The 24,503-nt window shown below is 71.2% G+C and carries 26 protein-coding genes; 16 read left to right on the top strand and 10 right to left on the bottom strand.

Annotation, left to right across the window (positions count from 1 at the left end; all coding sequences use genetic code 11):
* Positions 1–5 precede the first annotated feature (5 nt).
* Complete coding sequence (locus FZO89_RS07610) at positions 6–290, bottom strand: DUF4031 domain-containing protein (RefSeq protein WP_149102686.1); 285 nt, start codon at positions 288–290, stop codon at positions 6–8.
* Between the two features lie 267 nt (positions 291–557).
* A complete protein-coding gene (locus tag FZO89_RS07605; protein ID WP_149102685.1) occupies positions 558–1,124 on the bottom strand; it encodes a DUF3016 domain-containing protein in 567 nt (188 codons plus the stop codon).
* Positions 1,125–1,358: 234 nt separating this feature from the next.
* Between FZO89_RS07605 and FZO89_RS07600 the strand changes: the two genes are divergently transcribed.
* The 4 genes from FZO89_RS07600 to FZO89_RS07585 all read left to right on the top strand — a co-directional run bounded on the left by FZO89_RS07600 (position 1,359) and on the right by FZO89_RS07585 (position 6,350).
* A complete protein-coding gene (locus tag FZO89_RS07600) occupies positions 1,359–2,315 on the top strand; it encodes a L,D-transpeptidase family protein (protein WP_149102684.1) in 957 nt (318 codons plus the stop codon).
* 4 nt (positions 2,316–2,319) lie between these two features.
* A complete protein-coding gene (locus FZO89_RS07595; RefSeq protein WP_149102683.1) occupies positions 2,320–3,042 on the top strand; it encodes a M23 family metallopeptidase in 723 nt (240 codons plus the stop codon).
* Positions 3,043–3,121: 79 nt separating this feature from the next.
* On the top strand, positions 3,122–4,069 hold the full coding sequence (locus FZO89_RS07590) for an ankyrin repeat domain-containing protein (protein ID WP_262378565.1): 948 nt from the start codon (positions 3,122–3,124) through the stop codon (positions 4,067–4,069).
* Positions 4,070–4,094: 25 nt separating this feature from the next.
* Complete coding sequence (locus FZO89_RS07585) at positions 4,095–6,350, top strand: Tle-like phospholipase domain-containing protein (RefSeq protein WP_149102682.1); 2,256 nt, start codon at positions 4,095–4,097, stop codon at positions 6,348–6,350.
* A 216-nt stretch (positions 6,351–6,566) separates the two neighbouring features.
* On the opposite strand, the gene FZO89_RS07580 is transcribed toward FZO89_RS07585, so the two are convergent.
* Positions 6,567–7,229, bottom strand: coding sequence for an arylesterase (locus FZO89_RS07580; RefSeq protein WP_149102681.1), 663 nt, complete (start codon positions 7,227–7,229; stop codon positions 6,567–6,569).
* Positions 7,230–7,294: 65 nt separating this feature from the next.
* Between FZO89_RS07580 and FZO89_RS07575 the strand changes: the two genes are divergently transcribed.
* From FZO89_RS07575 to FZO89_RS07565, 3 genes are read left to right on the top strand one after another with little or no spacing between them, the layout of a single operon-like run.
* Positions 7,295–8,032 (top strand): ABC transporter ATP-binding protein, encoded by a 738-nt coding sequence (locus FZO89_RS07575; protein WP_149102680.1) that lies wholly within the window; start codon positions 7,295–7,297, stop codon positions 8,030–8,032.
* A gap of 7 nt (positions 8,033–8,039) precedes the next feature.
* Positions 8,040–10,565 carry an ABC transporter permease gene (locus tag FZO89_RS07570; protein ID WP_149102679.1) on the top strand — a complete coding sequence of 842 codons (2,526 nt, stop codon included), beginning with the start codon at positions 8,040–8,042 and terminating at the stop codon, positions 10,563–10,565.
* A complete protein-coding gene (locus FZO89_RS07565; RefSeq protein WP_262378564.1) occupies positions 10,562–10,807 on the top strand; it encodes an RNA-binding S4 domain-containing protein in 246 nt (81 codons plus the stop codon). The genes FZO89_RS07570 and FZO89_RS07565 overlap by 4 nt, the downstream gene beginning before the upstream one ends.
* 294 nt (positions 10,808–11,101) lie before the next feature.
* On the opposite strand, the gene fabB is transcribed toward FZO89_RS07565, so the two are convergent.
* From fabB to FZO89_RS07550, 3 genes are all read right to left on the bottom strand, one after another.
* Positions 11,102–12,334, bottom strand: coding sequence for a beta-ketoacyl-ACP synthase I (gene fabB, locus FZO89_RS07560; RefSeq protein ID WP_149102678.1), 1,233 nt, complete (start codon positions 12,332–12,334; stop codon positions 11,102–11,104).
* Positions 12,331–12,855 (bottom strand): 3-hydroxyacyl-[acyl-carrier-protein] dehydratase FabA, encoded by a 525-nt coding sequence (gene fabA, locus FZO89_RS07555; RefSeq protein WP_149102677.1) that lies wholly within the window; start codon positions 12,853–12,855, stop codon positions 12,331–12,333. The genes fabB and fabA overlap by 4 nt, the downstream gene beginning before the upstream one ends.
* A 170-nt stretch (positions 12,856–13,025) precedes the next feature.
* On the bottom strand, positions 13,026–13,352 hold the full coding sequence (locus FZO89_RS07550; protein ID WP_149102676.1) for a DUF6249 domain-containing protein: 327 nt from the start codon (positions 13,350–13,352) through the stop codon (positions 13,026–13,028).
* Positions 13,353–13,495: 143 nt separating this feature from the next.
* Here FZO89_RS07550 and FZO89_RS07545 point away from each other — a divergent pair, with 143 nt between their 5' ends.
* Entirely contained in the window at positions 13,496–14,092 is a 597-nt protein-coding gene (locus tag FZO89_RS07545; protein WP_149102675.1) for an RNA polymerase sigma factor, read from the top strand.
* Positions 14,089–14,547: a hypothetical protein gene (locus tag FZO89_RS07540; protein ID WP_149102674.1), complete on the top strand. Its 459-nt coding sequence runs from the start codon at positions 14,089–14,091 to the stop codon at positions 14,545–14,547. The genes FZO89_RS07545 and FZO89_RS07540 overlap by 4 nt, the downstream gene beginning before the upstream one ends.
* A gap of 202 nt (positions 14,548–14,749) precedes the next feature.
* Here the strand turns inward: FZO89_RS07540 and FZO89_RS07535 are convergent, their stop codons facing one another.
* Complete coding sequence (locus FZO89_RS07535) at positions 14,750–15,007, bottom strand: hypothetical protein (protein ID WP_149102673.1); 258 nt, start codon at positions 15,005–15,007, stop codon at positions 14,750–14,752.
* A gap of 172 nt (positions 15,008–15,179) precedes the next feature.
* Here FZO89_RS07535 and FZO89_RS07530 point away from each other — a divergent pair, with 172 nt between their 5' ends.
* From FZO89_RS07530 to FZO89_RS07520, 3 genes are all read left to right on the top strand, one after another.
* The gene (locus FZO89_RS07530) at positions 15,180–16,202 is read left to right on the top strand and encodes a class I SAM-dependent methyltransferase (protein ID WP_149102672.1); all 1,023 of its coding nucleotides are present in this window, start codon (positions 15,180–15,182) and stop codon (positions 16,200–16,202) included.
* Positions 16,203–16,356: 154 nt separating this feature from the next.
* Positions 16,357–17,067 carry a pseudouridine synthase gene (locus FZO89_RS07525; RefSeq protein WP_149102671.1) on the top strand — a complete coding sequence of 237 codons (711 nt, stop codon included), beginning with the start codon at positions 16,357–16,359 and terminating at the stop codon, positions 17,065–17,067.
* Positions 17,064–17,744, top strand: a complete 681-nt coding sequence (locus tag FZO89_RS07520) for an HAD family hydrolase (RefSeq protein WP_149102670.1) — start codon at positions 17,064–17,066, stop codon at positions 17,742–17,744. The genes FZO89_RS07525 and FZO89_RS07520 overlap by 4 nt, the downstream gene beginning before the upstream one ends.
* 135 nt (positions 17,745–17,879) lie before the next feature.
* Here the strand turns inward: FZO89_RS07520 and FZO89_RS07515 are convergent, their stop codons facing one another.
* Together FZO89_RS07515 and FZO89_RS07510 are read right to left on the bottom strand one after the other, a co-directional pair.
* Positions 17,880–18,419 carry a DUF1415 domain-containing protein gene (locus FZO89_RS07515; RefSeq protein ID WP_149102669.1) on the bottom strand — a complete coding sequence of 180 codons (540 nt, stop codon included), beginning with the start codon at positions 18,417–18,419 and terminating at the stop codon, positions 17,880–17,882.
* Positions 18,420–18,426: 7 nt separating this feature from the next.
* A complete protein-coding gene (locus FZO89_RS07510; protein WP_149102668.1) occupies positions 18,427–18,909 on the bottom strand; it encodes a YajQ family cyclic di-GMP-binding protein in 483 nt (160 codons plus the stop codon).
* A gap of 245 nt (positions 18,910–19,154) precedes the next feature.
* Here FZO89_RS07510 and FZO89_RS07505 point away from each other — a divergent pair, with 245 nt between their 5' ends.
* The 3 genes from FZO89_RS07505 to FZO89_RS07495 all read left to right on the top strand — a co-directional run bounded on the left by FZO89_RS07505 (position 19,155) and on the right by FZO89_RS07495 (position 21,843).
* The gene (locus FZO89_RS07505; protein WP_149102667.1) at positions 19,155–20,267 is read left to right on the top strand and encodes a prephenate dehydrogenase; all 1,113 of its coding nucleotides are present in this window, start codon (positions 19,155–19,157) and stop codon (positions 20,265–20,267) included.
* Between the two features lie 83 nt (positions 20,268–20,350).
* On the top strand, positions 20,351–21,262 hold the full coding sequence (locus FZO89_RS07500; protein ID WP_262378563.1) for a DMT family transporter: 912 nt from the start codon (positions 20,351–20,353) through the stop codon (positions 21,260–21,262).
* Between the two features lie 20 nt (positions 21,263–21,282).
* Positions 21,283–21,843, top strand: a complete 561-nt coding sequence (locus FZO89_RS07495; protein ID WP_149102666.1) for a DUF1453 domain-containing protein — start codon at positions 21,283–21,285, stop codon at positions 21,841–21,843.
* Positions 21,844–21,995: 152 nt separating this feature from the next.
* On the opposite strand, the gene FZO89_RS07490 is transcribed toward FZO89_RS07495, so the two are convergent.
* Positions 21,996–22,631, bottom strand: coding sequence for an OmpW/AlkL family protein (locus FZO89_RS07490; protein WP_149102665.1), 636 nt, complete (start codon positions 22,629–22,631; stop codon positions 21,996–21,998).
* A gap of 339 nt (positions 22,632–22,970) precedes the next feature.
* Between FZO89_RS07490 and aceF the strand changes: the two genes are divergently transcribed.
* Positions 22,971–24,500 (top strand): dihydrolipoyllysine-residue acetyltransferase, encoded by a 1,530-nt coding sequence (aceF, locus tag FZO89_RS07485; RefSeq protein WP_149102664.1) that lies wholly within the window; start codon positions 22,971–22,973, stop codon positions 24,498–24,500.
* Positions 24,501–24,503: the final 3 nt, after the last annotated feature.

The raw sequence follows: 24,503 nt of genomic DNA, 5'->3' as shown, positions 1-24,503 counted from the left end.
ACGGATCAGGGCGCCTCGCGCCGGCCCTGCGCCTTCGCGCGTGCGATCACCGCGCGCACCAGCGCACGGTCTGCGTGGCGCGAGATCGGCACCGCGCCGAGCGCGAGCGCGTGCTCGCGCAGCTCGGCGCTCACGTCGTAATGCGCGCCGCTGGTCTTGTCCTGGAAGGCGTGGCGCGGAAGCCCGAGCCGGGCGGCGAAGGCATGCAGCTCGTCCAGGGTGTCGGCCATCAGGTGCGCCCAGCGCCTGCCGCGCCAGAGGGTGACCGCATCGTCGACGTAGACCGCCATCGCGGCAGCATAGCAATGCGCCGCGGCGCGCAACCGGGCAAGCTGTCGGCGGCCCTGCGCTGGAGCACCGCGACCGGCTGCGACGCGTCTCGCCCGGACTCGACAAGGGGTGGTCGCCGCGGCCGCGGAGTTGCTGCCGTCCATCGTTCCGGCGCCGGCGCGAGGCCGGACCTGTCGCAGGTCCAGGCGTGTGCGCGCGGCAGCGGCAGGTGGCGAAACGAAAAACCCCGGCATCGCCGGGGTCTTCGTCGAATCCAGCCTCGAGGCTCAGTTGCTCGCCACGGACGTCCTGCGCATTTCGTCGCGCACCCACTCGTCGACCATGCGCTTTTCGTAATACAGGTTGTCGTGGGTGCCGATGTTGCTGCCGCCCATCAGGTACCCGGTATCGCGCAGCTCGCGGCTGCCCTCGGCGAGCAGGGTGCCGTCGGCGGCGAACTGGCGGAATTCGAGCTTCATCGAGGGCGGGTAGTGGTCGCGCAGGATGCGCACGTCCTGCAGGCGGACGCCGCCCCACGGCTCGTAGCGGCCGGCGCGATCGATGTCGGTGATCGTGACTTCGAGGCGCTCGCCCTCGGGCAGGTGCTTTTCGGCCGACTCGCGCAGGTGCTCGGCCAACTGGTACACCCAGTTGCCCTGGCTGGCGCGCCAGCGGTTGCCGCTGTACTTGAGGTCGGTGAAACCGGCAGGATCGGTCCACTGCACGCTGACCGCACCTTCGGCGGGCAGGCTGCGCGGAGCCTCGGGGTCGGTGACGTTGCGGGTCCTGGCGCCGGCGGTGGCCGTTGCGAACAGGACAAGGAGAATCAGGAGCAGGCGTGCGGTGCGTGTCATGGCAGGGCTCCGGGGTGACGGAGCAAGTCTGCGCCCCCCGGGCTTAACGGTTCGGAAAACCGCGTTGCGCCCGGACGCGGCCGGTGGCGGTGCTCGACGGGCGGCGCTTCGGATGCCCGCAGCCGCAGGCTAGGCCAGGAGCCTGAATGGCTCGCGCGCGTCGCCGTAGGCATTCACGTCGCGCACGCAATACGCGACGCCATGATGCGACCGGTTCCGCAACAGAATCCGCACATGACCCGCTTCTCCCCAATGTTCTGCCTGCTGCTCGCGCTCGCGGCGGCGCCCGTCGTCGCCGGCTCGCCCCGGGCCGCCCTCGCGCCCGACCAGGTCAACACCGCGAGCGGTGACGACGCCGGCGCCGTGCTGCGCGCCCAGGTGCTGCTCGAACGCGCGCACTTCTCTCCCGGCGAGATCGACGGCGGCGCCGGCAGCAACACCGCGCGCGCGATCGCCGGCTTCCAGCGCGCCCGCGACCTGGAACCGACCGGCGAACTCGACGGGGCCACCTGGAAGGCGTTGACCGAGGACGATTCCCCGGCGCTGGTCAGCCACACGCTGGCCGCGGAAGACGTGGCCGGCCCATTCCGCAGGATTCCCGACGACACCATGGAGAAGTCGAAGCTCGAAGCGCTCGGCTTCACTTCGGTCGAAGAGGCGCTCGGCGAGAAGTTCCATGCCTCGCCGGCATTGCTGGCGCGACTCAATCCGGGCAAGGAACTGGCGGCGGGCGTGGAGATCGTCGTTCCCAACGTCGCCGGCCTGCCGGCGCTGACGCCGGCGGCCACCGTGGTCGTCGACAAGAGCGATTCGGTGGTGCGGCTGCAGGACGCGGAGGGCAAGGTCTACGCGCAGTTCCCGGCCTCGACCGGCAGCGAACACGATCCGTTGCCGATCGGCGAGTGGAAGATCGAGGGTGTCGCCATCGATCCCACCTTCCACTACAACCCGGAGCTGTTCTGGGACGCCGACGAGTCGCATGCCAAGGCGATCCTGAAGCCCGGCCCGAACAACCCGGTCGGCACGGTCTGGATCGACCTGTCGAAGGAACACTACGGCATCCACGGCACGCCCGAGCCCGCGCAGATCGGCAAGACCGAATCGCATGGCTGCATCCGCATGACCAACTGGAGCGCCCGCGCCGTGGCCGATGCGGTCGAGCCCGGCACGCCGGCGCTGCTGCAGGAGTAAGCGCATGCGCTGGTTGATCGGGCTGGTGCTGGCGCTGCTGGCCGCGAACCTGGCCTGGTGGGCGATGCGCGGCCACGACGGACCGCTGTGGCGGCAAAGCCCCACGCCGGTGGTGGGCCCCGACGTCGCGGTGGGTGAGCCGCCGCCGCGGGCTTCGCCGGTCTCCGCGGGAACTCGCGAATCGCAGCGCGCTCCTGCGCCGGCCGCAGGGGACGTCGTCGCGACGCCAACAGCCGCGGAAGACGCGATCGCCGGCTCATCCCCGCCGTTGGAGCCGCCGCCGTCCGCGGCGGGCCTGGTCGTGCCGGTGCAGGGCGTCGCCGCGGCCGACCTGCAGGACACCTTCGGCGATGCCCGCGGCGGCGAACGCATGCACGAGGCGCTCGACATCATGGCGCCAGCCGGCACCCCGGTGCTCGCGGTCGCCGATGGCCGCATCGAGAAGCTCTTCGACAGCGAACGCGGCGGCCTCACGATCTACCAGTTCGAGCCGGGCGGAACCTGGTGCTACTACTACGCGCACCTGCAGGCCTATGCACCCGGCCTGGCCGAGGGCAAGGAAGTCAGTCGGGGCGAGGTGATCGGCTTCGTGGGCAGCAGCGGCAACGCCGACCCCGCCGCGCCGCACCTGCACTTCGCGGTGTTCGCGCTGACGCCCGAGCGGCAGTGGTGGACCGGCACGCCGGTCAATCCGTATCCGCTGCTTGCCGGCGTCGGCGAGCGCTGAGCGGCGCGCCGGCGCCTGCGGGCGCCCCGCCCGATTCTCCGCTAATCTAGGCCCCTCACCCGATGGCGCAGGACCCACCATGGACGGAGTGAAGGGGAAGGATTCCCGATCGACGGCGCCGCGCGCCGCGATGGGCGCGACGTTCGTACGGGTTCGCCATGCATGGCGCGCGACGTGGCTGGTGGTGGCCTGCGTGCTGTGGCTGTCGGCCTGCGATTTCGACCTGTCGGCCTCGGAGCCGCGCTCGCGCCACCAGGGAGTGCTCGAACGCGCCTTCCCCGATCCGCGCGCGCAGGCGCTTGCGATCGCCGCCGAGCAGGGCGACGCCGGCGAAGTGCGGCGCCTGATGCGCGACGAGGGCGTCGACCCGGACGAGATCTTCGGCGGCAGCGACGGCGGCATGCCGCTGCTGGCCTGGCCGATCTACAGCAGGAGTCCCGAAGGCCTGCGCGCGATGCTGGAGGCGGGCGCCGACCCCAACGTGAAGAAGCGCTCGCCCAGTGACCGCGGCGAGCGTTACCACGCCAACGCCATGGTCTGGGCCGCCGAGCAGGAAGACCCGGCGTACCTGCAACTGCTGCTCGACCACGGCGGCGACCCCGACACCCGCAACGCCAACAACGAAGCGCTGCTGTTCCACGCCTTCATCAAGCAGAACCAGTGGCGAAATGTGCAGTTGCTGGTGGAGCGGGGGGCGGATGTGAATGCTTCTGTCGGCATGGGCGGCACACTCATCGGACACTACGCATCCAATGGCGGTTTCATGATGGTCCATTGGCTGCTGGAGCATGGTGCGGATCCGACGCTCGACTATGCATATGACAAGCCGGTGCATGGCCCCGATTCGCATACGATCGAGGCGGTGTTCTGGCATCCAGGTAATCCCGATGACCCGACCTGGCAACGCAAGTGTCAGGAGTGGCTGATCGGGAATGGGCATGAGCGCCCTGCAATGCCCGAGCATTATCGGTTGATGCGTGAGCGGCTTGGATTTCCGCACGAAGAATCACGCATCCCACTTCTGTGAGCCGGAATGACAAGGAAACGTCAACATGCCAACGACCCGAGAGAAGCGTCGCGCACTGCTTGATGAGCTGAGCACGAGTGGTAACCCGGCCTTACGCGATGAGGCGAAGCAGCTCGAAGAGCTCTACCATGCGCGCGAGATGGCAGGGGTCTCGTCTGACATCTACGACGCGGTGGTTGGAACCGGAAGTCCCGAGGCGGGGTGGTCGCGGGGCAGCGAGGATATGGCGTTGCTGCGGCGCGCTGTTCCGGGTGCGAACTTGACCGATGATGTTTGGCGCGAACTCTTGCGGCCGAAGGACTCCGGATTTCGTGCTGAAATCTATGTTCCTGACCCGGCGATATTGGGGCCCGGCTACAAGCCGGTGTTGGTCTTCAAAGGCTCGGCGGGCGAAGTGCTCGATGCAGACGGGAGTCGGCGGGATACGACAACCGAAGATTTCCTCGGCAACAATTTTCCGCAGTCGGTCGGTCTGCAGACCGACTATTACGATCGCGCGATGAGGGTCGCAACAGTACTGAAGCGAGCTGGCTTGGATTTCGACATCGCTGGTCACAGTCTTGCAGGAGGCAAGTCCGCCGCCGCGTCCGCCGTCACCGGAATGTCTGCCGTGACCTTCAATGCGGCCGGCCTGCACCCGGAGACCGCGAGGCGCTTCGCCGCTGAGAATGGCGGCCTGCCGCTCTACGACACCGCACGCAGCGTGACTGCCTGGCACGTCCAGGGCGACCTGCTCAACGACGGCGTACAGGGCGACCTCGCCGACATGGGCGCGCGCCAGCGCCTGCGCCTGGCGGGTGTGATGTCCGATACCGCGTCGGTCCTGCGCAACGTGCCCGAGGCGCGACAGGTCCTGGAGCAGGCGCTGCTTGCGGGCATTCCCGAATCCTCGCATCCGTCGATCCACGCTTTCCTCGACCGCCTCGAACGCGGCAACGCCGCGGAGCTGATCCGCGACCTGCCGCAGGCCGCGGGCGAACGCAAGCCGCCGCTGGTGGCGATGACCGAACACGAGCGCGAACTGGTGCGGCGCGAGGACGCGGCCTCGCTGGGCGAGCTCCACCGTCTGGCCGGTCCGCTGCTGACGGTGGTCGCGGCTGCGGCGCGTGGCGCCGATGCGGGGCGCGCCATGGGCGAGATTCCCGCCGCGGGGGGGAAGCTCGCGGATCGCGGCCTCGAGGTCGCCGGGGACGGTGCCGCGGGCACCCTGTCCCTTGCCGGCACGTTCTCCGGGCATGCATACCGCGTGGCGGGCATCACTGTCGAGCACGGCACGCAGGCGCTGGGCGAGGCGGCCGCCCAATGGCACGAGACCAAGGCGCAGGCAGGTGCCTTCGCCTGGCGCGCCAACGGCTGGTTGCAGGAACGTGGCGACTCGGCCGCCGCCGCGGGCACACGCCTGCTCGGGTCGATCGTCGGCACCGTCTCCGCGGAAGGACAGCGCGGGCTCGAGGCGCGCGCCGACGCATTCGAATCGCGCGGCGCGCTGGCGCGCGAACGCGGCCACGCACAGGCGGCCGAGGCCATGGCGCGAGGACAGGTGTCGGCGACGGGCCTGCGCCTGGCGGCGGACGCCGTCGGCGACGCCATCGGCGATCGCATCGAACGCAGCGGTGCGGCCATGCGCGAGCAGCTGGTGCGGGTCGGCGAGCGGGTGGAGGACAGGCTGGACGCCACCGGCGACGGCATCCGCGGCGTCACCGGTCGTGCCCCGGCGGCCGGCGCCGCGCTGGGCGGGACCACGGGCATGCTGGTGGGCACCGTCGTGACCTACCGCCCGGGCGATCCGTTCACCGCCATCGACGTGGCCAGCTCGGTGCGGCTGCGGCAGGAGCTTGGCCCCGGTGTGCGGGAGGCGCTGGAGCGGCACGGCATGGCCAGCGCCGTGATCCCGAGCCTGGACAGCGAGATCGCGCGGCGCGAACAGGCTGCTCGCGCGCTGCTGCAGGCAAGGGCTGCCGCGTCGCATACGGAGGAAACGGGTGGTCGCGACCCCCTGGCTCCGATGCCGATGCCGATGCCACCCGCACGCAGGCCGCTGCTGCCGGGAGAGGCCGGACAGGCGCTGGACCAGTTCCTCGGCGCGCTGAAGTCAGGGGACGCGGCGGCGATTTCCGAAACCTCGAAGCGCCTGATGGACACGCGCGCCGCGCAGGCCTGGCTGGCCGGCGGACACGCGCGGCTCGACGCTGCGCCCACGCGCGCGCCAACGGCGACACGCCCGGAGCTGGTGGCCGACCCGGTGAACATGCAACCACCGGCAGCGACGCTCGCCCGATAGCTGCCTCGGTCCCCTCCGGTCCCGCGCATGTGGCAGGCGCGTTGCCACCGCCGCGCCCCCGGTCCCGGCGGCTGTCCGACCTGCGATCGGGCGCCCCGGGGCGAGCGCAGCGATCCGGGTTGCGCGCCTGCCCGGGTCGTCGCGAGGCATGCCGGGATCGACCGGCGTTCTTTCCCGGATCGCACCGCGCCCGTGCCCGACGCGGCCTTGCGACAGCTACTGCAGCAACGGCTCCAGCGCCGTCCACACGTGGTCCAGCAGCTTCGGCTGGGCGGCGATCGTGGGGTGCAGGTTGTCGTCCTGGTAGGCCTCGCGTTCGAGCGCGATGGGTTCGAGCAGGAAGGGGAGCAGTGCGGTGTCGAACAGCCGCGACAGGTCGCGGTAGTTGCGTTCGAAGCCGGCGGTGTAGTCGGCGCCGAGGTTGGGCGGCATGCGCATGCCCACCAGCAGCACCTTCGCGCCCACGTGTTGCGAGGCGCCGATCATGCGCGCCAGGTTGCGCCGCGCCTCGGCCAGCGGCAGTCCGCGCAGGCCGTCGTTGGCGCCGAGCGCGATCACCACCACGTCGGGCCGGTGCCGCAGGACCTCGCCGACGATCCGCGCGGATCCGCCTGCGGTGGTTTCGCCGCTGATGCTGGCATTCACGACGCGCCAGCCGGGCTTGCGTTCCGCCAGCCGCTCGCCCAGCAGGGACACCCAGCCTTCCGGCGCGGCCATGCCGTAGCCGGCCGACAGCGAATCGCCCATCACCAGCACCGTGCGCGGCGCCGGATCCGCGGCGGGCGCGGGCTGGGCGAACGCCGGCCACAGCGCCAGCAGCAAGAGTAAACCGATGGCCCATTGCATCGGGCGCCGGCAGGCCGCATAACCTTCTGTCATCTGTGTCCTCGTCCGTCTCGCGCGCTGTGGCGCTTGCGGTCCACGATAACCAATCCGGAATGAACATGGCCGACGCCCCCGCGCCGCTTGCCGCCGTCCCCCACGGCTCGCCGAACCCGTCCGCAGCGCCCGCGCTGCATGTCACCGGCCTGGGCAAGCGGGTCATGCTGCCTTCCGGCGAGTTGACGATCCTCGACGGCGTGGGCTTCGATGTCGCCCGCGGCGAGGTGGTCGCGATCGTCGGCGCCTCCGGCTCCGGCAAGAGCACCCTGCTGTCGCTGCTGGCGGGCCTCGACACGCCCAGTGCCGGCGCGGTGGCGCTGGACGGCGCGAAGATCTCGGCGCTCGACGAGGACGGCCGCGCGAAGGTGCGGGGCGACAAGGTCGGCTTCGTGTTCCAGAACTTCCAGCTGCTGCCCTCGCTCACCGCGCTGGAGAACGTGATGCTGCCGCTGGAGCTGCGCGGCGACGCCGACGCGCAGTCGCCGGCACGCGAGATGCTGCGCAAGGTCGGCCTCGGCGAACGCCTGGACCATTACCCCAAGCAACTCTCCGGCGGCGAGCAGCAGCGCGTCGCGCTTGCGCGCGCGTTCGTGACCCGGCCGTCGCTGCTGTTCGCGGACGAACCCACCGGCAACCTCGATACCAATACCGGACAGGCGATCATCGAACTGCTGTTCGCGATGAACGGCGAGGCGGGCACCACCCTGGTGCTGGTGACCCACGACGACCATCTCGCCGCGCGCTGCCACCGCACCCTGCGGCTGGACAGCGGCCGGCTGGTGTCGGACGAAACCCGGTGAGCCGCGCATGAAGACGCTCGCGCTCGCCTGGCGGCAACTGCGCCGCGACATCAAGGCCGGCGACATCCGCATCCTCGCCGGCGCGCTGGTGCTGGCGGTGGTGGCGGTGTCCTCGGTGGGCTTCGTCACCGACCGCGCCGAACGCGCGCTTGCGATGGAGGCCAACCGCCTGCTCGGCGGCGACGCGCTGGTGCGCGGCGACGCCCCGATCGCCGGCGCGGTGCTGGAGGCGGCGGACGCCCCCGGGCTGCGACGGACCGAAACGGTCGAGCTCGACAGCATGATCCGTGTCGGCACCGGCGACGAGGCACAGCTGCGACTCGGCGACCTGCGCGCGTTGGGCGAAGGCTTCCCGTTGCGCGGCACGTTCCGCATCGCCGGTGACGACGGCGTCGAGCGCGATGCCGCCGCGATTCCCGAACCCGGCACGTTGTGGCTCAGCCGCGCCGGCGCCGACACGCTCGGCGCGCGCGTCGGCGACCGCATCGGCATCGGCACGCGCGAGTTCCGTCTGGCCGCGCTGGTGGTGCAGGAACCCGACGCCTCGATCGACTACTTCAACGTCGCGCCCAAGGCCTTCCTCAACCTCGCCGACCTTGCCTCCACCGGCCTGGTGCAGGAAGGCAGCCGCGTGCGCTACCGGCTGGTGGTGGCCGGCGACGCGGCGGCGGTCGAGGGCTTCACCGCTGCGGCCAAGGCCAACCTCGGCCGCGGGCAACGCATCGAGACGATCACCGATGCGCGGCCGGAAGTGCGCTCCTCGCTCGATCGGGCGGGGCGTTTCCTCGGCCTGGCCGCGCTGGTGTCGGTGGTGCTGGCGGCGGTGGCGGTGGCGATGGCGGCGCGCCGGCACAGCGAGCGGCACCTGTCGGGGGTGGCGGTGATGCGCTGCCTCGGCGCGCAGCAGCGCACCCTGGTGGGCATCCATGTCGGCGAGCTGGTGCTGCTGGGGCTGATCGCCTGCACCATCGGGGTGGCGATCGCGTTCGCCCTGCAATGGTCGATCGCCGGCTGGCTGGCGCAGGCATTGAAGGTGGAGATCCCGCCGGCCAGCGTGTGGCCTGCGCTGCACGGCTACGGCGTGGGCATGGTGGTGCTGCTCGCGTTCGGCGCCCCGCCGGTGCTGGCGCTGCGGCGTGTGCCCGCGCTGCGCGTGCTGCGGCGCGACCTCGATGGCGCGGAGCCCTCGGCCTGGGTGGTCGCGCTGGCGGGACTCGGCGGCCTGGCCGCATTGCTGTGGTGGCAGGCGGGTTCGGCGACGCTGGCGCTGTCGATGCTGGTCGGCATCGCCGTGACGCTGGCGGTGCTCGCGCTCATCGCCTGGGCGCTGATCATCGCCGTGCGCCGGCTGCGTTCGCGGTTGCGCGGCGCGCTGCGCTACGGGCTGGCGAACGTCAGCCGCCGCGCCGGCACCAGCATCGCCCAGGTCAGCGCGCTGGGCCTGGGCCTGATGGCGCTGCTGCTGCTGACCTTCGTGCGCACCGACCTGCTCGACCGCTGGCAACTGGCGCTGTCGGAGAGCGCGCCGAACCGGTTCATCATCAACGTGCAGTCCGACCAGGTCGGCCCGGTGCGCGAGTTCATCGCCTCGCAGGGCGTGTCCGAGCCGGTGCTGTTCCCGATGGTCCGCGCGCGCCTGGTCGCGCGCAACGGCGCGCCGACTTCGGGCGCGGACTACGCCGATCGCTCCGGCGACCCGGAGCAGGACAGGCAGGCGCAGCGGCGTGCCGACCGCGAGTTCAACCTGTCGATGGCCGCCACCCTGCGCGACGACAACAAGGTCACCGCCGGCGAGTTCTGGAACGGCACGCCGGCGACCCCGCAGCTGTCGGTGGAAGAAGGTTTCGCGCAGGACCTCGGCTGGCAGGTGGGCGACCGCATCGCCTTCGACATCGCCGGCCAGCGTTTCGAGGCGCCGATCACCAGCCTGCGCGACGTCGAATGGGAAAGCTTCCAGCCCAACTTCTTCGTGCTCGCCTCGCCCGGCGCGCTCGACGGCTATCCGGCCAGCCACATCACCGCGGTGCAGGTACCGCCGGAACGCACGCGCTTCACCGCCGAACTCGTCCAGCGGTTCCCGAACCTGTCGGTGATCGACGTCGACGCGGTGCTCGCGCAGGTACGCAACACCGCCGACCAGGTCTCCACCGTGGTCCAGGTGGTGTTCTGGTTCTCGCTGCTGGCCGGCGTGCTGGTGCTGCTGGCGGCGGTGAGCGCCAGCCAGGACGAGCGCCTGCTGGAAGGCGGGGTGATGCGAGCGCTGGGCGGCAGCCGCGCGCAGTTGCGGATGGCGCAGGTGTCCGAGTTCGCGGCGATCGGGCTGCTGGCGGGGCTGGTCGCGGCGATCGCGGCCTCGGTGCTGGCGGGCGTGATCTCGGTGCAGGTGTTCGACCTGCCGTGGCGCGCGAACTGGACGCTGGCGGCGGTCGGCAGCGCGGTGGGCGTGTTGGTCACGCTGCTCGCGGGCCTGTACGCCACGCGCAAGGTGCTCGATGCGCCGCCCTCGGCGACCCTGCGCGAGCTGCAGGGGTGAGCGCGGCGGCGGTGATCGAATTCGCGCTCGAAGGCGACTTCGTCGAGCTGCACCAGCTGCTCAAGCTGTGCGGCGTCGTCGGCAGCGGCGGCGCCGGCAAGGCGCTGGTCTCCAGCGGCGCGGCACGCGTGGATGGCGTGGTCGAACTGCGGCGCACCTGCAAGATCCGCGCAGGGCAGACGGTGGAGGCCGGCGGCGTGCGGATCGCAGTGATTGCGGAGCCGTCGGCCGCGCAGCCGTAGCCCGGACAAGCGCAGCGCATCCGGGAATCGTTACCGGTATCGCGTCCGGGAATCGTTACCGGTATCGCGTCCGGGTCGCCCCCGGATGCGGCCTTTGGCCTTATCCGGGCTACGCGAGACGGGCACCCAAGCGCGTAGCCCGGATAAGCGCAGCGCATCCGGGAACCGTTACCGGTATCGCGTCCGGGTCGCCCCCGGATGCGGCCTTCGGCCTTATCCGGGCCACGCGAGACGGGCTCGCAGGCGCGTAGCCCGGGTAAGCGAAGCGCACCCGGGAACGGATTCCGGCGCGTCTCAACCCTCCCAGCGGCGCAACACCAGGCTGGCATTGGTGCCGCCGAAGCCGAAACTGTTCGAGAGCACCGTGTGCAGCTGCGCATCGCGGCTCTCGCGCACCAGCGGCAGGTCGGCCGCCTCGGGGTCGACGGTGTCGACGTTGATCGAACCGGCGATGAAGCCGCGCTGCAGCATCAGCAGGCAGAAGATCGCCTCCTGCACGCTGGTGGCGCCGAGCGAATGGCCGGTCAGCGACTTGGTCGAGGAGAACGGCGGCATCGCATCGCCGAACACCTCACGCATCGCGCGCAGTTCGCTGACGTCGCCCACCGGGGTCGAGGTGCCGTGGGTGTTGACGTAGTCGATGCCGCCGTCGAGGCCGTCGATCGCGGTGCGCATGCAGGCGATGGCGCCGTCGCCCGAGGGCGCGACCATGTCCGCGCCGTCCGAACTCGCGCCGAAACCGACCAGTTCACCGAGGATCGTGGCGCCGCGCGCCTGCGCGTGTTCCAGGCTTTCCATCACCACCGCGCCGCCGCCGCCGGCGATGACGAAGCCGTCGCGATCGGCGTCGTAGGGGCGGGAAGCGCGCTCGGGCGTGTCGTTGTACCTGCTCGACAGCGCGCCCATGCCGTCGAACAGCATCGCCATGCCCCAGCTGGCCTCCTCGCCACCGCCGGCGAAGACCACGTCCTGCAGCCCGGCCTGGATCTGCTGCGCGGCAACGCCGATGCAATGCGCCGAGGTCGCGCAGGCCGAGGAAATCGAATAGTTCAGCCCCTTGACGCCGAATGCGGTCGCCAGGCAGGCCGACACCGTCGAACTCATCGTGCGCGTCACCTGGTACGGCCCGACGCGGCGGATGCCGCGCTCGCGCAGGGTGTCGGCCGACTCGATCTGGTTGGTCGGCGAACCGCCGCCCGAACCCATGATCAGGCCGGTGCGCGGGTTGGAGACCTGCGCATCGGACAGCCCCGACTGCGCGATGGCATCGCGCAGCGACAGGTAGGCGTAGGCCGCGGCATCGCCCATGAAGCGCCGCAGCTTGCGGTCGATCAGCGCCTCCAGGTCCACCTGCGGCATGCCCGACACCTGGCTGCGCAGGCCTTTTTCGGCGTACGAGGCATCGGCGCGGATGCCGGAGCGGCCCTGGCGCAGCGCGTCGGCGACCGTGTCGGCATCGTTGCCGATGCACGAGACGATGCCCGCGCCCGTGATCACCACGCGGCGATGGCCGGGAAGCATGCTCATGCCGTGCCGTCCCCCTGGCCGTCGGTCCGCTGGAACAGGCCCACGCGCAGGTCGCCGGCGGTGTAGATCTCGCGGCCGTCGACCAGCATGCGTGCGTCGCCGATGGCGAGGATCAGCTTGCGCTGGATCACCCGCTTGATGTCGATTTCGTAGCGCACCAGCTTCGCCTCGGGTCCGACCTCGCCGGTGAACTTGACCTCGCCCCCGCCGAGCGCGCGCCCGCGCCCCGGCAGCCGGCGCCAGGTGAGGTAGAAGCCGATCAGCTGCCACATCGCGTCCAGGCCGAGGCAGCCGGGCATCACCGGGTCGCCGCTGAAGTGGCACTGGAAGAACCACAGGTCCGGGCGGATGTCGAGTTCGGCCTCGATCCGGCCCAGCCCGTGCGCGCCGCCGTCGTCGTCGATATGGGTGATGCGGTCGAACATCAGCATCGGCGGCAGCGGCAGGCGGCCGCTGCCGGGGCCGAAGAGGCTGCCCTCGCCGGAGGCGATCAGTTGTTCGTAGCTGAATGAATCCTTCATCGTACCGGGCGACCCGCGAGCTTCGTGGTCGTGAAGTATCGCGGAATTGCCGTGCACAAGCCGTACGCACGGGTAGGTTCGGGGCCCGGCGGGACCGATTTCGACCAAAGTCGCAGTCGCCGCCCGCGACTGCGACGCGCGCAGCCGCGGGCGGCGGGGCGGCGGGTCCGCTACTTCGCCCGGCGTGCGATGTAGTACGCGGCGAGGTTGCCGACGCCGGTGGCCGCCAGCAGGATCGCGAACAGGCCGGGCGACGCATCCTGCCAGTCGACCGCTTCGATCAGGCCGAACCCGATCGCCAGCGCGACCAGGATCACGCCCCAGCGCAGGGAGGCCTGGCGGCGACGGGTTTCCTCGCCGTCGATGAGCGTGCGCAGCATCTCCTCCGAGCCGTTGGACTGGAGCATGTGCTTGCGCGCTCGCGCGTCGACCACGGCCTTGATCGCGAGGTAGATGCAGATGAACAGGGTGATGGGAATGAGGACTTCGATTTCCATGGTGGCGGGATCCGGTTGATGGAGCGGCTACGACGGGTTCGGAACAGGAGATACCGGCCCGGCGCGGCCGGTTGCAGCCCGGCTTGCCGGGCACGACGTTCCGGCCTTGCAACCGCCCGCGCGACCGGCGTATCCCTGTCCCCATGCCCGCCTCCCCCGATCCCCAGGACACCCAGGCCGACCGCGTCCTGGTCGAGGCCGTGCTCGCGGGTGCGCCGGGTGCCTTCGAGCGGCTGGTGCGCGAGTACCAGGGCCTGTGCTGGCACGTGATCGACCGCATGGTCCGTCACCCCGAGGACACCCGCGAGCTGTGCCAGGAGGCCTTCCTGCGGGTGCACCAGGCCCTGCACCAGTACCGCGGCGAGAGCGCGCTGAAATCCTGGATCGCCCAGGTCGCCTATTCGGTGGCCAAGCGCCATCTGGAGAAGAAGCGCATCCCGCTGGCCGACATGCCGGGCGGGGAGGACGGCTGGTCCCTGGTCGAGAACGTCGGCGACGGCTTCGACCTCGAGGGCGCCACTTCGGACGGCGAGGCCGTCGCCCTGCTGCAAGCGGCGATCGACCGCCTGCCGCCGCTGCAGCGGACGCTGCTGACGCTGTATCACCTGGAAGAACTGCCGATCGGCGAGATTTCACGGGTCACCGGGCTCGCCGAAGGTACGATCAAGAGCCACCTGTTCCGCAGCCGCAGGCAACTGCGGGGCCTGCTGGAACCGACCGTGGGAGTCTTCGCCGCATGAATACATCCAGGCCATCGGATCGTCGTCCCGTCGACGACAACCGCCCGGGCGTGGCCGAACGCGACTGGCAGGCCCAGGAACGTGCGTTGTCGGGTGCGACGGCCGACCGTCGCGACCTGCTGCTCGCGCGCGCGCTGCGCACCATGCCGCTGTCGCGGCCGCCTGCGGATTTCGCGAGCGCAGTCGCGCGCATCGCCGCGCGGGACGGCGGCGAGGCAGCCGCGGAATCCGGTCTCGAACGCGTGCTGCTCCACGTCCTGCTGGCGGCGATGGCGCTGGCCGGGGCGGGGGCGGTGGCGATGTACGGCGGCCGGTGGTGGGCGCTGGCGGGCGAAATGTTCGGCACCCAGGCCACCCTGTGGGCCGCGTTCGCCGGGCTGTGCCTGCTGCTGTCGTGGCTGCCGCAGGCTGTGCGCCGGCTGCTGGACGCGACGCGCACGCCGACGCCGGCCTGACCGGACGCTCCGGGCGGCGGGAGAGGAGATCGGTGCGGCAGCAGGCACCGGAAGTCGTCGCGACGGCCCGGGGAATCCCGGGAGTCCGGATGCGGCCGGTGCGCCGGCCGCCGGGGCAGCGCGGCGCTTGGCGGTCGCCCCGCGGCGGTTTCCATCACGGCGCCGGCGACCCGGCGGCCGCCACGCCACCGGCTGCGGCCACTCAGTCCACCATCTGCAGCTCCGTCTCGAAGCGGCGCGCGTAGCCGCGCTCGTCGCTGACGCGCAGGATCTCCCCCGGCTCCATGTCCGGCGCGCCGTAGACCGCGCAGGCGATGCCGCCGTTGCCGTGGCCGACGGCGTGCAGGCGGTAGCGGGACTGTCCACTCCCGGTCTGCGGCGGGTAATGCCTGGGCGGCTCGTTGCCGTCCAGGTCGAGTTCGTTGTTGTCGATCACGCCGCCGACGAACAATGCACGCATGGGGGTTTGCTCCTTGGGTTTTCCGGAAGTGGCCCTCGCTCCCTTGATGGACAGCCTGCCCGTGCGAATGTTCCCGCGCGGTCAACGCCGCGTACGCGGCACGTTGGGCGCGTCCCCTGCGCAGGGACGACCCCGGTAGAATCCGGCGCCTGGATCCGGATGCGACGCGACGATGCAAGACCCCGCCCTCGATGCGCTGATGCTGCCGTTCGCCGGCGGCCAGCTCGACTGGCCCGCGGCCGGCGCGCTGTTCCTGCGCGCCCGGGAAGGCGCGGCGCTGCATGCGCACGCGCCGCGCTCGCTGGTGTGCGAACAGTCGTTCCGGCCGGAACACGAGGCGCTGCAGCGCGCCGGCTTCGACGCCCGCGTCGACGGCGACGGCGCGTACGCGCGGGTGCTGGTGCTGCCGCCGCGGCAGCGCGAGGAGGCGCGGGCGTTGCTGGCCCGGGCGCTTTCGCGATGCGCGCCCGGCGGGATCGTCGTGGCGGCGATGCCGAACGATGCCGGCGCGCGTTCCGGACAGGCCGACTTCGAGGCGCTGTTCGGCCCGTCCTCGGTGCTGAGCAAGCACAAGTGCCGGGTGTTCTGGGCGTCGGTGGACCGCGCCGATACCGCGCTGGCGGCCTCGTGGCGGAAACTGGATGCGCCGCGACCGATCCTGGGCGGGCGTTTCACCAGCCGCCCCGGCGTCTTCGCCTGGGATCGCGTCGACGCGGCCTCCGCGCTGCTGGCCGAACAGTTGCCGGTCACGCTCTCCGGCCACGGCGCCGACCTCGGCGCCGGCTGGGGCTATCTGGCTTCTGAAGTGCTGGCGCACTGTCCGGGCGTCACCGCGCTGGATGTGGTCGAGGCCGAGATGCGCGCGCTCGACTGCGCGCGCGGCAACCTCGCCGCGCACGCGTCGCGCGTCGCGCTCGATTTCCGCTGGCTCGACGTCACCGCCGGCCTCGACCGCCGCTACGATTTCATCGTCACCAATCCGCCGTTCCATGCGCTGCGCGGCGAATCGCGTCCGGAGATCGGCCGTGCGTTCATCGCCGCGGCGGCCGAGGCGCTGCAGCCGCGCGGGGTGCTGTGGCTGGTCGCCAACCGGCACCTGCCCTACGAGGAGGCGTTCGGTTCGCGTTTCGCCGCCGTGCGCATCGTCGCCCAGCGCGGCGGGTTCAAGGTGATCGAGGCGGTGCGCGGGCGGTGAGCGATTGCAGGCGTTCCCCCGCGGGCGCATCGTCCCTGCCTGCGGATGGCGGGTCCAGGCCGCGTGCGTGGCCACCGCCTGCCTGCGCCGGATCGATCGCCCTGGCGGGGACGCAGCGCCGGATCGGCGATGCGATGCGCGGACGGCGGATCGCGTGAAACTGCTGCGCCACATCGCCAACCTCGGCTACGGCAGCCGCCGGCAGGTGCAGGGGATGTTCGGCGAAGGCCGCATCACCGACGCCGACGGCGCGGTGCTGTATGCGGACGACCGGATCGCCCACGAAAGCGTCCGCATCGACGGCGAGCCGCTGGATCCCGCGCCCGGGCTGGTGCTGATGCTGCACAAACCGGTGGGCCACACCTGCTCGACGAAGGACGCCGGACGTCTGGTGTACGACCTGCTGCCGCCGCGCTTCCGCCTGCGCGATCCGGCGCTGTCGACCGTGGGCCGGCTCGACCGCGACACCAGCGGCCTGCTGCTGCTGACCGACGACGGCCAGCTGCTGCACCGGATCATCTCGCCCCGCGCGAACCTGCCCAAGACCTACCTCGCGACGCTGGCGCAACCGCTGCGCGGGCACGAGGCGGCGGTCTTCGCCGGCGGCAGCCTGATGCTCGAATCGGAGAAGACGCCGCTGAAGCCGGCGTTGCTGGAAGCGATCGACGACACCCGTGCGCGGCTGACGATCACCGAGGGCCGCTACCACCAGGTGCGGCGCATGTTCGCCGCGGTCGGCAACCATGTCCAGGCGCTGCATCGCGAGCGCATCGGCGGGCTGGCGCTGGACGGCCTGCCGGAAGGGCAGTGGCGGGCGCTCGACGCCAGCGACATCGAGCGGCTGTTCGCGGGGCGCGGCGCATGAGCCGGATCGAGCCGTTGCCCTTCATGCCCGAGGCGGTGGTGTTCGACATGGACGGGCTGATGCTCGACAGCGAACGCGCGATCATCGACTGCCTGGCGCGGGCCGCCGCCGAAACCGGGCATCCGCTGGAACAGGCGCTGTGGCTGTCGATGGTCGGCCTGGGCGATGCCGTCTGCCGCGAGATGCTGGTCGAGCGCCTCGGTGCCGACGATGCGCAGGCCCTGCTGCAGCGTTCGCAGGCCCTTTACGAGGCGCGCGTCGACGCCGGCGTGCCACACCGGCCCGGGATCGTGGCACTGCTCGACTGGCTGCAACAACGCGCCATCCCGCGCGCGGTCGCCACCTCGACCCGGCGCCCGCTGGCCTTGCGCAAGCTGCGCGCGGCCGGGTTGCTGCACCGGTTCGACGCGGTCTGTACCAGCAGCGACGTGGCGTCGCCGAAACCGGCGCCGGACGTTTACCTGCTGGCGGCGTCGCGGCTGGGCGTCGCGCCCGCGCGCTGCCTGGTGCTCGAGGATTCGCCCACCGGCGTGCGCGCCGCGCTGGCGGCCGGCATGACCCCGGTGCAGGTGCCGGACATGCTGGCGCCGGATGCCGCGGCCCGCGCGCTCGGCCACCGCATCGTGGACTCGCTGGATGACGCGCTGCGCCTGCTCGACGCGCGGTTCGTGGGCTAGGGCCGCTCGCCCGGATCCACCTGCGTACGACCGCGGCGGACGCTGCATCGCGTTCGATGTCGCGATGTGTCGATCCGGTCCCGCGTGCAGCCTGCGCCCGCACGCAGGCCCGGGGCCATCCACGCGACTTTCGCGTCATTCCTCCAGCAGTTCGCGCCAGCCGTCGAAACCGAGGGTACGCACGGTGGCGATGTTGCGCTCGATGATCGCGTCGGGTTCCGGGTAGGCCGCCACCGCCCGGTCCACGCTGTCCTCGCGCAGCAGGTGCAGGATCGGCCACGGCGCGCGGTTGGTCAGGTTGTCGGCATCGTCCGGCGCGCAGCCGGCGAAGCGGTAGTCCGGATGGAAGCTCGCCACCTGCAGCACGCCATCGAGCGCCATCGCCTCGACCAGCGCGTCGGCATCGTCGAGGAAGTCGTTGAAGTCGAGGAAATCGTCGAGCACCTGCGGATGCACCAGCAGGGTGGTGTCCACGCGCTCCGCCGGCGTGTCGCGCAGCAACGCCATCTCCTCGCCCAGCTGTTCGAGCAGGGCGCGCGGCGTGCTGGCGTCGCTGACCACGATCCGCACCTGTTGCCTGGCGTACACCGCCTTGGCGAACGGGCACAGGTTCAGGCCGATCACCGCACGCTCCAGCCAGCGGCGGATGTCGTGCTCGACCGCGGCGGCGTCCATCGGCGCGCTAGTCGCGGAAATTGTCGAACTGCAGCGGCAGGCCGAAGTCCTCGCCGCGCAGCAGGGCCATGGCGGCCTGCAGGTCGTCGCGCTTCTTGCCGTTGACGCGCAGCTTGTCGCCGTTGATCTGGCTGTCGACCTTGAGCTTGGCGTCCTTGAGCGTGCCCTGGATCTTCTTCGCCAGCTCGCGCTCGATGCCCTGGCGCACCGTGACCTTCTGCCGCGCTCCGGCGACGTTGGTGTCGATGTCGCCGAACTCCAGGCAACGCGCGTCGATCTTCCGCGCGATCAGGCGCGCGCGCAGGATGTCGGTCATCTGCTGCAGCTGGAATTCGCTGGGCGCGGACTGGGTGATCACCGCGTCCTCGCGCACGAAGCTCGCCTCGACGCCCTTGAAGTCGAAACGGGTGGACAGTTCGCGGTTGGCCTGGTCGACCGCATTGATCAATTCGTGGGTATCCACTTCGGAGACGATGTCGAAGGAGGGCATGGCGGTCCGGTATCGTGAATGGGTGGAAGCGGCGGCATCGTCGCCCCGGCTCGACAACTGCGGGAGCGCCTTCGGCGCGATCGCCTGCCGCCAGCGATCGAACGCTGTTCGCGGCTGAAGCCGCTCCTGCGGAATGCTCGCGGGAGCATAGGGTACCGCATGGTTGCGCACGCAACGGATGCACGGGGGCGTGGCAGACCTTAACGTGAAGGCGCGCCCGGCGTGGGCGCGTTGCGGAACGCTGCGTGACCCCTTTCCCGCTCATCGGCATCGTCGGCAGCGCCGGCACCTACGGCCGCTGGCTGCGCGGCTTCTTCGAACGGCGCATGGGATTGCGGGTGATCGGCCACGACCCGGGCGATGCCGGCAGCGACGCGCGCGACGTGCTGCTCGAACGCGCCGACGTGCTGCTGTTCGCGACCCCGATCCGCTCCACCGCGGCGCTGGTGGACGAGTACGTGCGCCTGTCCGGCGGACGCGAGGCCGGCCGGCTGTGGCTCGACATCACCTCGATCAAGCAGGGCCCGGTCGAGGCGATGCTGCGCTCGCGCGCCGAGGTGGTGGGCCTGCACCCGATGACCGCGCCGCCCAAGGCGCCGACCATGAAGGGCCGCGTGGTGGTGGTGTGCGAGGCGCGCCTGGACCGCTGGCGGCCGTGGCTGCAGGCGCTGCTGGACGCGCTGGAAGGCGAATGCGTACACGCCGGCGCCGAGCGCCACGACCGGATGATGGCGCTGGTGCAGGCGATGGTGCACGCCTCCCACCTCGCCCAGGCCGGCGTGCTGGGCGAATACGCCGGTCGTGTCGGCGACATGTCCGCGATCATGCCGTTCCGCTCGGCCTCGTTCGAACTCGACGCCGCGATCGCCGCGCGCATCCTCTCGCTCAATCCCGAGATCTACGAGGAGATCCAGTTCGGCAACCGGCATTCGGCGGAGGTGCTTGACAGCCTGCTGGCGCAGCTCTCGGAACTGCGCGACCTCGTCCGCCAGGGCGACGACGCGGCGCGCGCGCGCTTCCGCGAACGTTTCCTGGAAAGCCGCGAGGCGTTCGGCGAACAGGCGCTGGCCGAGGGCAACCACGCCTACGAGCGGGTCGGCTACCTGCTCGCCGACCTCGTCGCGCGCCAGTTCACCAGCGTGCACCTGCCCGAAGACCGGCCCGGTTCGCTGCGCGCGCTGTTGCATGTGTTCGAGAGCCACGGGGTCAGCCTGGAGTCGATCCATTCCTCGCGCACGCCGGCGGGCGAGGTGCATTTCCGCATCGGCTTCGTCCGCGGCACCGACCCGGCGGCGCTGGCCGCGGCGGTCGCGCAGATCGACGAAACCGGCATCGGCCGGGTGCTCGAAAGCGGCTGAACCGCGCGGCCGGCGGATGCGGCATCATGGCTTCCCCCGCATCGGGATCGCCCCATGATCGACATCGCCAGCCTGCACGCCGCATGACGCCCGCGGCCGCACATCGCCCCGGCACGGCGGCGGCGTGGATGCTGGCGGCCGGGCTGCTGTTCGCGTTGATGGACGCGGGCATGAAGTGGATCGCCAACGACTACCCGCCGTTCCAGGTGGCGGTGTTGCGCAGCGTCTCGGCGCTGCCGCTGGTGCTGCTGTGGATCGCCATGAGCGGGCGCGCGGGCACCCTGCTGCGCGTGCACTGGCGGCTGCACCTGCTGCGCGGACTGCTTGGCGTGGCGATGATGGCGGGCTTCGTCTACGGCCTGGCGCGGATGCCGCTGTCGACCGCCTACGCCATCGTCTTCGTCGCGCCGTTGATGGTCACCGCGCTGGCGGTGCCGTTCCTCGGCGAGAAGGTCGGGCCCCGGCGCTGGGCGGCGATCGCGGTCGGCCTGGTGGGCGTGCTGGTGGTGCTGCGCCCGACCGGCGAGGGCGTGGCGACGCTCGCCGGGCTGGCCGTGGTGCTGGCGGCACTGAGCTATGCGATCGCGGCGATCACGGTGCGCAAACTGGCGATGCGCGACAGCCCCGAGGCGATGGTGTTCTGGTTCCTGGTGTTGCTGGGCGTGTTCGCCGGCGCGGTCGCGGTGTTCGACTGGCATCCGCTGCAGCGCGCGCACTGGCCGGTGATCGCGCTCATCGGCGTCACCGGCGCCCTCGGGCAGGTGGCGTTGACCCACGCCTTCCGCTTCGGCGAGGCCAGCCAGATCGCGCCGCTGGAGTACGCGGCGCTGGTGTGGGTGGTGCTGCTCGACCTGCTGGTCTGGCAGGCGTTGCCCGATTCGATGACCTGGCTGGGTGCGGCGATCATCATCGCCAGCGGCCTGTACCTGATCCGCCGCGAACGCATCGTCGCCGGTCCGCGCCCGCCCGACGCGGCGCAGACGCCGCCGCCGTAACCGCGCACCGGCATCCCGCCATGCCCCTGCTGCTGCTCCCGTTCGTGCTCCTGGTCCTGCTCGCGCTCGCGCTGCTGCTGTGGCCGCTGGGGCTGTGGCAGCGCTATCGTGCCGGTCGTTCCAGGCGCCGGGCACGGCCGGGCTGGGTGAGCTTCAACGCGTTCGCGTTGCTGCTCTCGTCGGTGCTGTTCCTGCTGGGCGCGGGAATCGGCGCGATCTGGATCGATGGCGCGGCGTCGAATGCCGGCGCCGGGCTGCTGGCGGGCGTCGCGATCGGCGTCGCCGGCCTGTGGCTCGCGCGTCTGGAAGCCGGCGACGGCCGGTTGCACTACACCGCCAATGCGTGGCTGGTGGCCGCCCTGGTCCTGCTGGTCGCGGCGCGGATCGCACTGGGCGCGTGGCAGGCCTGGCACCGCGCTTTCGAAGGCGTGCCCGCACCGGTGCCCTGGCCGTGGCTGGCCGACCCCGCCAGCCTCTGGGCCATGGGCGGCCTGCTGCTGGGCTACCACCTGGCGTTCGCCTGGGGACTGCGGCGACAGCTGCGGCGGCTGGGCATGCTGTCGCGGCGCCGGACACGCTGAGCGTCGGCGCATCCGCCGGCCTCATGCCGTTGGGTCGCGCGCATGCCCCGGGCCGCACGTCGCAAGCTGCACACCAATGAACAACGGGCCCGAAAGGGCCCGTTGCATGGAGCGTGGCGCATGTCCGGCCGCAGGGGGCCGTCGGCGACCGGTCAGAACCGAGCGCCGACGCCGACCCCCACCGTCCACGGGTTGAACCTGACGTCGCGCTCGACCGTCTGCCCGGCGAGCTTGGCATCCGCGTCGCCGTCCAGGTAGCGCGCATCGGCGCGCGCGAACCAGGTCGGGGTGATGTTCACGTCCACGCCCACGGTGCCGATCGCGCCCTTGGGCGAGGTCAGGCCGACATGCGAGCCGTCGGCGGTGGCGATGTCCTCGTCGCTGATGTTGGTCTGGTGGTAGCCCAGGCCCACGAACGGGCGGAAGGTGTTGTCGGCATCGCCGAAGTGGTACTGGCCGCTCAGCGCGATCGGCTGCGAGTCGACCGTGCCGATCTTGCCCGCGTCGCCGCGCACGCGGTGGTTGAACTTGTCGGCCGCACCCCAGAGTTCCACGCCGATATTGTCGTTGACGTGGTAGGTGGCGCTCAGGGTCGGCGCGACGTCGCCGTCGGCGTCGATGCGCGAGCCGGGCAGGGGATCGGAATCGGGTTGCAGGATCGTGGCGCTGCCGACCACGGAGAAACGCTTGCCGGAAGCGCTGTCGCCCGTGTCCTGCGCGAAGGCGGCGGGGGCGACCAGGAGCGAAGCGATGGCGGCGGAAAGACCAAGTGAACGCAAGGACTGCATGGGGGACTCCTCATGTGGTTGTGGGTGTAGCCGTTTGCCCTTGAGGTGGGCATTGCCCATCTGGGATGGGCGCGCACACCGTAGCGACGCCTGGATGAATCGAAGCGCGCGCGTGAGGCGAATCGGTTGCGTGCGTGGGGCGCGCGTTCATCGTGGTGACCAGCGCGTATGCGGACGCCACGCGGGCCGCTCGCCATCCGCCCTGCACGATGGCCGTCAGGAGCGGCACCTCGTCCCCGGAATGCAGTGTTCCTCGCTCCATGGTGAACGCCCGGCGACACGTCCGGCGCACGCGGACGGACAGGCGTCCCGCCGCCCTGGGACGTTGCACACGCAACCATGCGCCCGGGAGCAGGCCGCATCGGCGGCAAACCTGCGCCACGGCCTCCCTCCCACGGGGATCGCGCGCACCGCCGCCGCGCGCCATGGTTGGCGCGCGGTGGACATGCGGACACAATAGGAATCCCCTTGCCGCCTCGAGAGGGCCGTATGGCCGACCTGAAAGAATCCCGCGTCCCCGATATCGGCGGCTACGACGATGTCCCCGTCATCGAGGTGCTGGTCGCGGTCGGCGACACGGTCGCGAAGGACCAGGGCCTGGTCACGCTGGAATCGGACAAGGCGACGATGGAAGTGCCCGCCGAGTTCGCCGGCGTGGTGCGCGAGCTGAAGGTCAAGCTCGGTGACACCCTGTCGGAGGGCGCCGTGGTCGCGGTGATCGAGGCGGCCGCGGCCGCGGGCGACACGCCGGAGGCAGCCGCCCCCGCAGCGGCTGCCGCGCCCGCGCCGACGAAGCCGAAGGAGCCCGATCCGGTGGTCGAGCCGGTCGCGGTGGGTGGCAAGCCCGACAACATCGCCCAGGCCTCGATCGATGCGCAGGCCGGCAAGGCGGCGGGCCCGGTCGAGCCGCCGGTGCGTTTCGAGGCCGAGGCCCTGATCCCGGGCAAGGTGCCCTACGCCAGCCCCGCGGTACGCCTGTTCGCGCGCGAGCTCGGCGCGGACCTGTCGCAGGTGACCGGCACGGAGAAGGGTGGGCGGATCACGAAGGAGGACGTGCAGAAGTACGTCAAGGGCGTGCTCTCCGGCGCGACCACCGCACCGGCCGGCGCGGGTGGCGGCAACGGCCTGAATCTGCTGCCGTGGCCGAAGGTGGATTTCTCGAAGTTCGGCGAGGTCGAGGAGAAGCCGCTCTCGCGGATCAAGAAGATCTCCGGCGCCAACCTCGCGCGCAACTGGGCGATGATCCCGCACGTCACCCAGTTCGACGATGCCGACATCACCGACCTCGAGGCGCTGCGCGTGCAGCTCAACCAGGAGGCGGAGAAGAGCAAGTCCGGCATCAAGCTGACCATGCTCGCCTTCCTGATCAAGGCCAGTGCCAACGCGCTGGCGAAGTATCCCGATTTCAACGCCTCGCTCGACGCCGCCGGCGAGACGCTGACGCTGAAGAAGTACTTCCACATCGGCTTCGCCGCCGACACGCCGAACGGACTGGTGGTGCCGGTGGTGCGGGACGTGGACAGGAAGGGCGTGCTGCAGATCAGCCAGGAGATGGGCGAGCTGGCGAAGAAGGCGCGCGACGGCAAGCTCGGCCCGGCCGAGATGTCCGGCGGCTGCTTCTCGATCAGCTCGCTGGGCGGCATCGGCGGCACCGCGTTCACGCCGATCGTGAACGCGCCGGAGGTCGCGATCCTGGGCGTGTCCAAGTCGTCGATGAAGCCGGTGTGGGACGGCAAGCAGTTCGTGCCGCGCCTGGTCCTGCCGCTGTCGCTGAGCTACGACCACCGCGTGATCGACGGCGCCGCCGCCGCGCGTTTCACCGCCTACCTCGCGCAACTGCTCGCGGACATGCGCCGCGTGCTGCTGTAGGCG

Source organism: Luteimonas viscosa, from assembly GCF_008244685.1.
Lineage (GTDB): Bacteria > Pseudomonadota > Gammaproteobacteria > Xanthomonadales > Xanthomonadaceae > Luteimonas > Luteimonas viscosa.
Note: the sequence above shows the minus strand (reverse complement) of the source record. Positions and strands in the feature narration are given on the sequence as shown.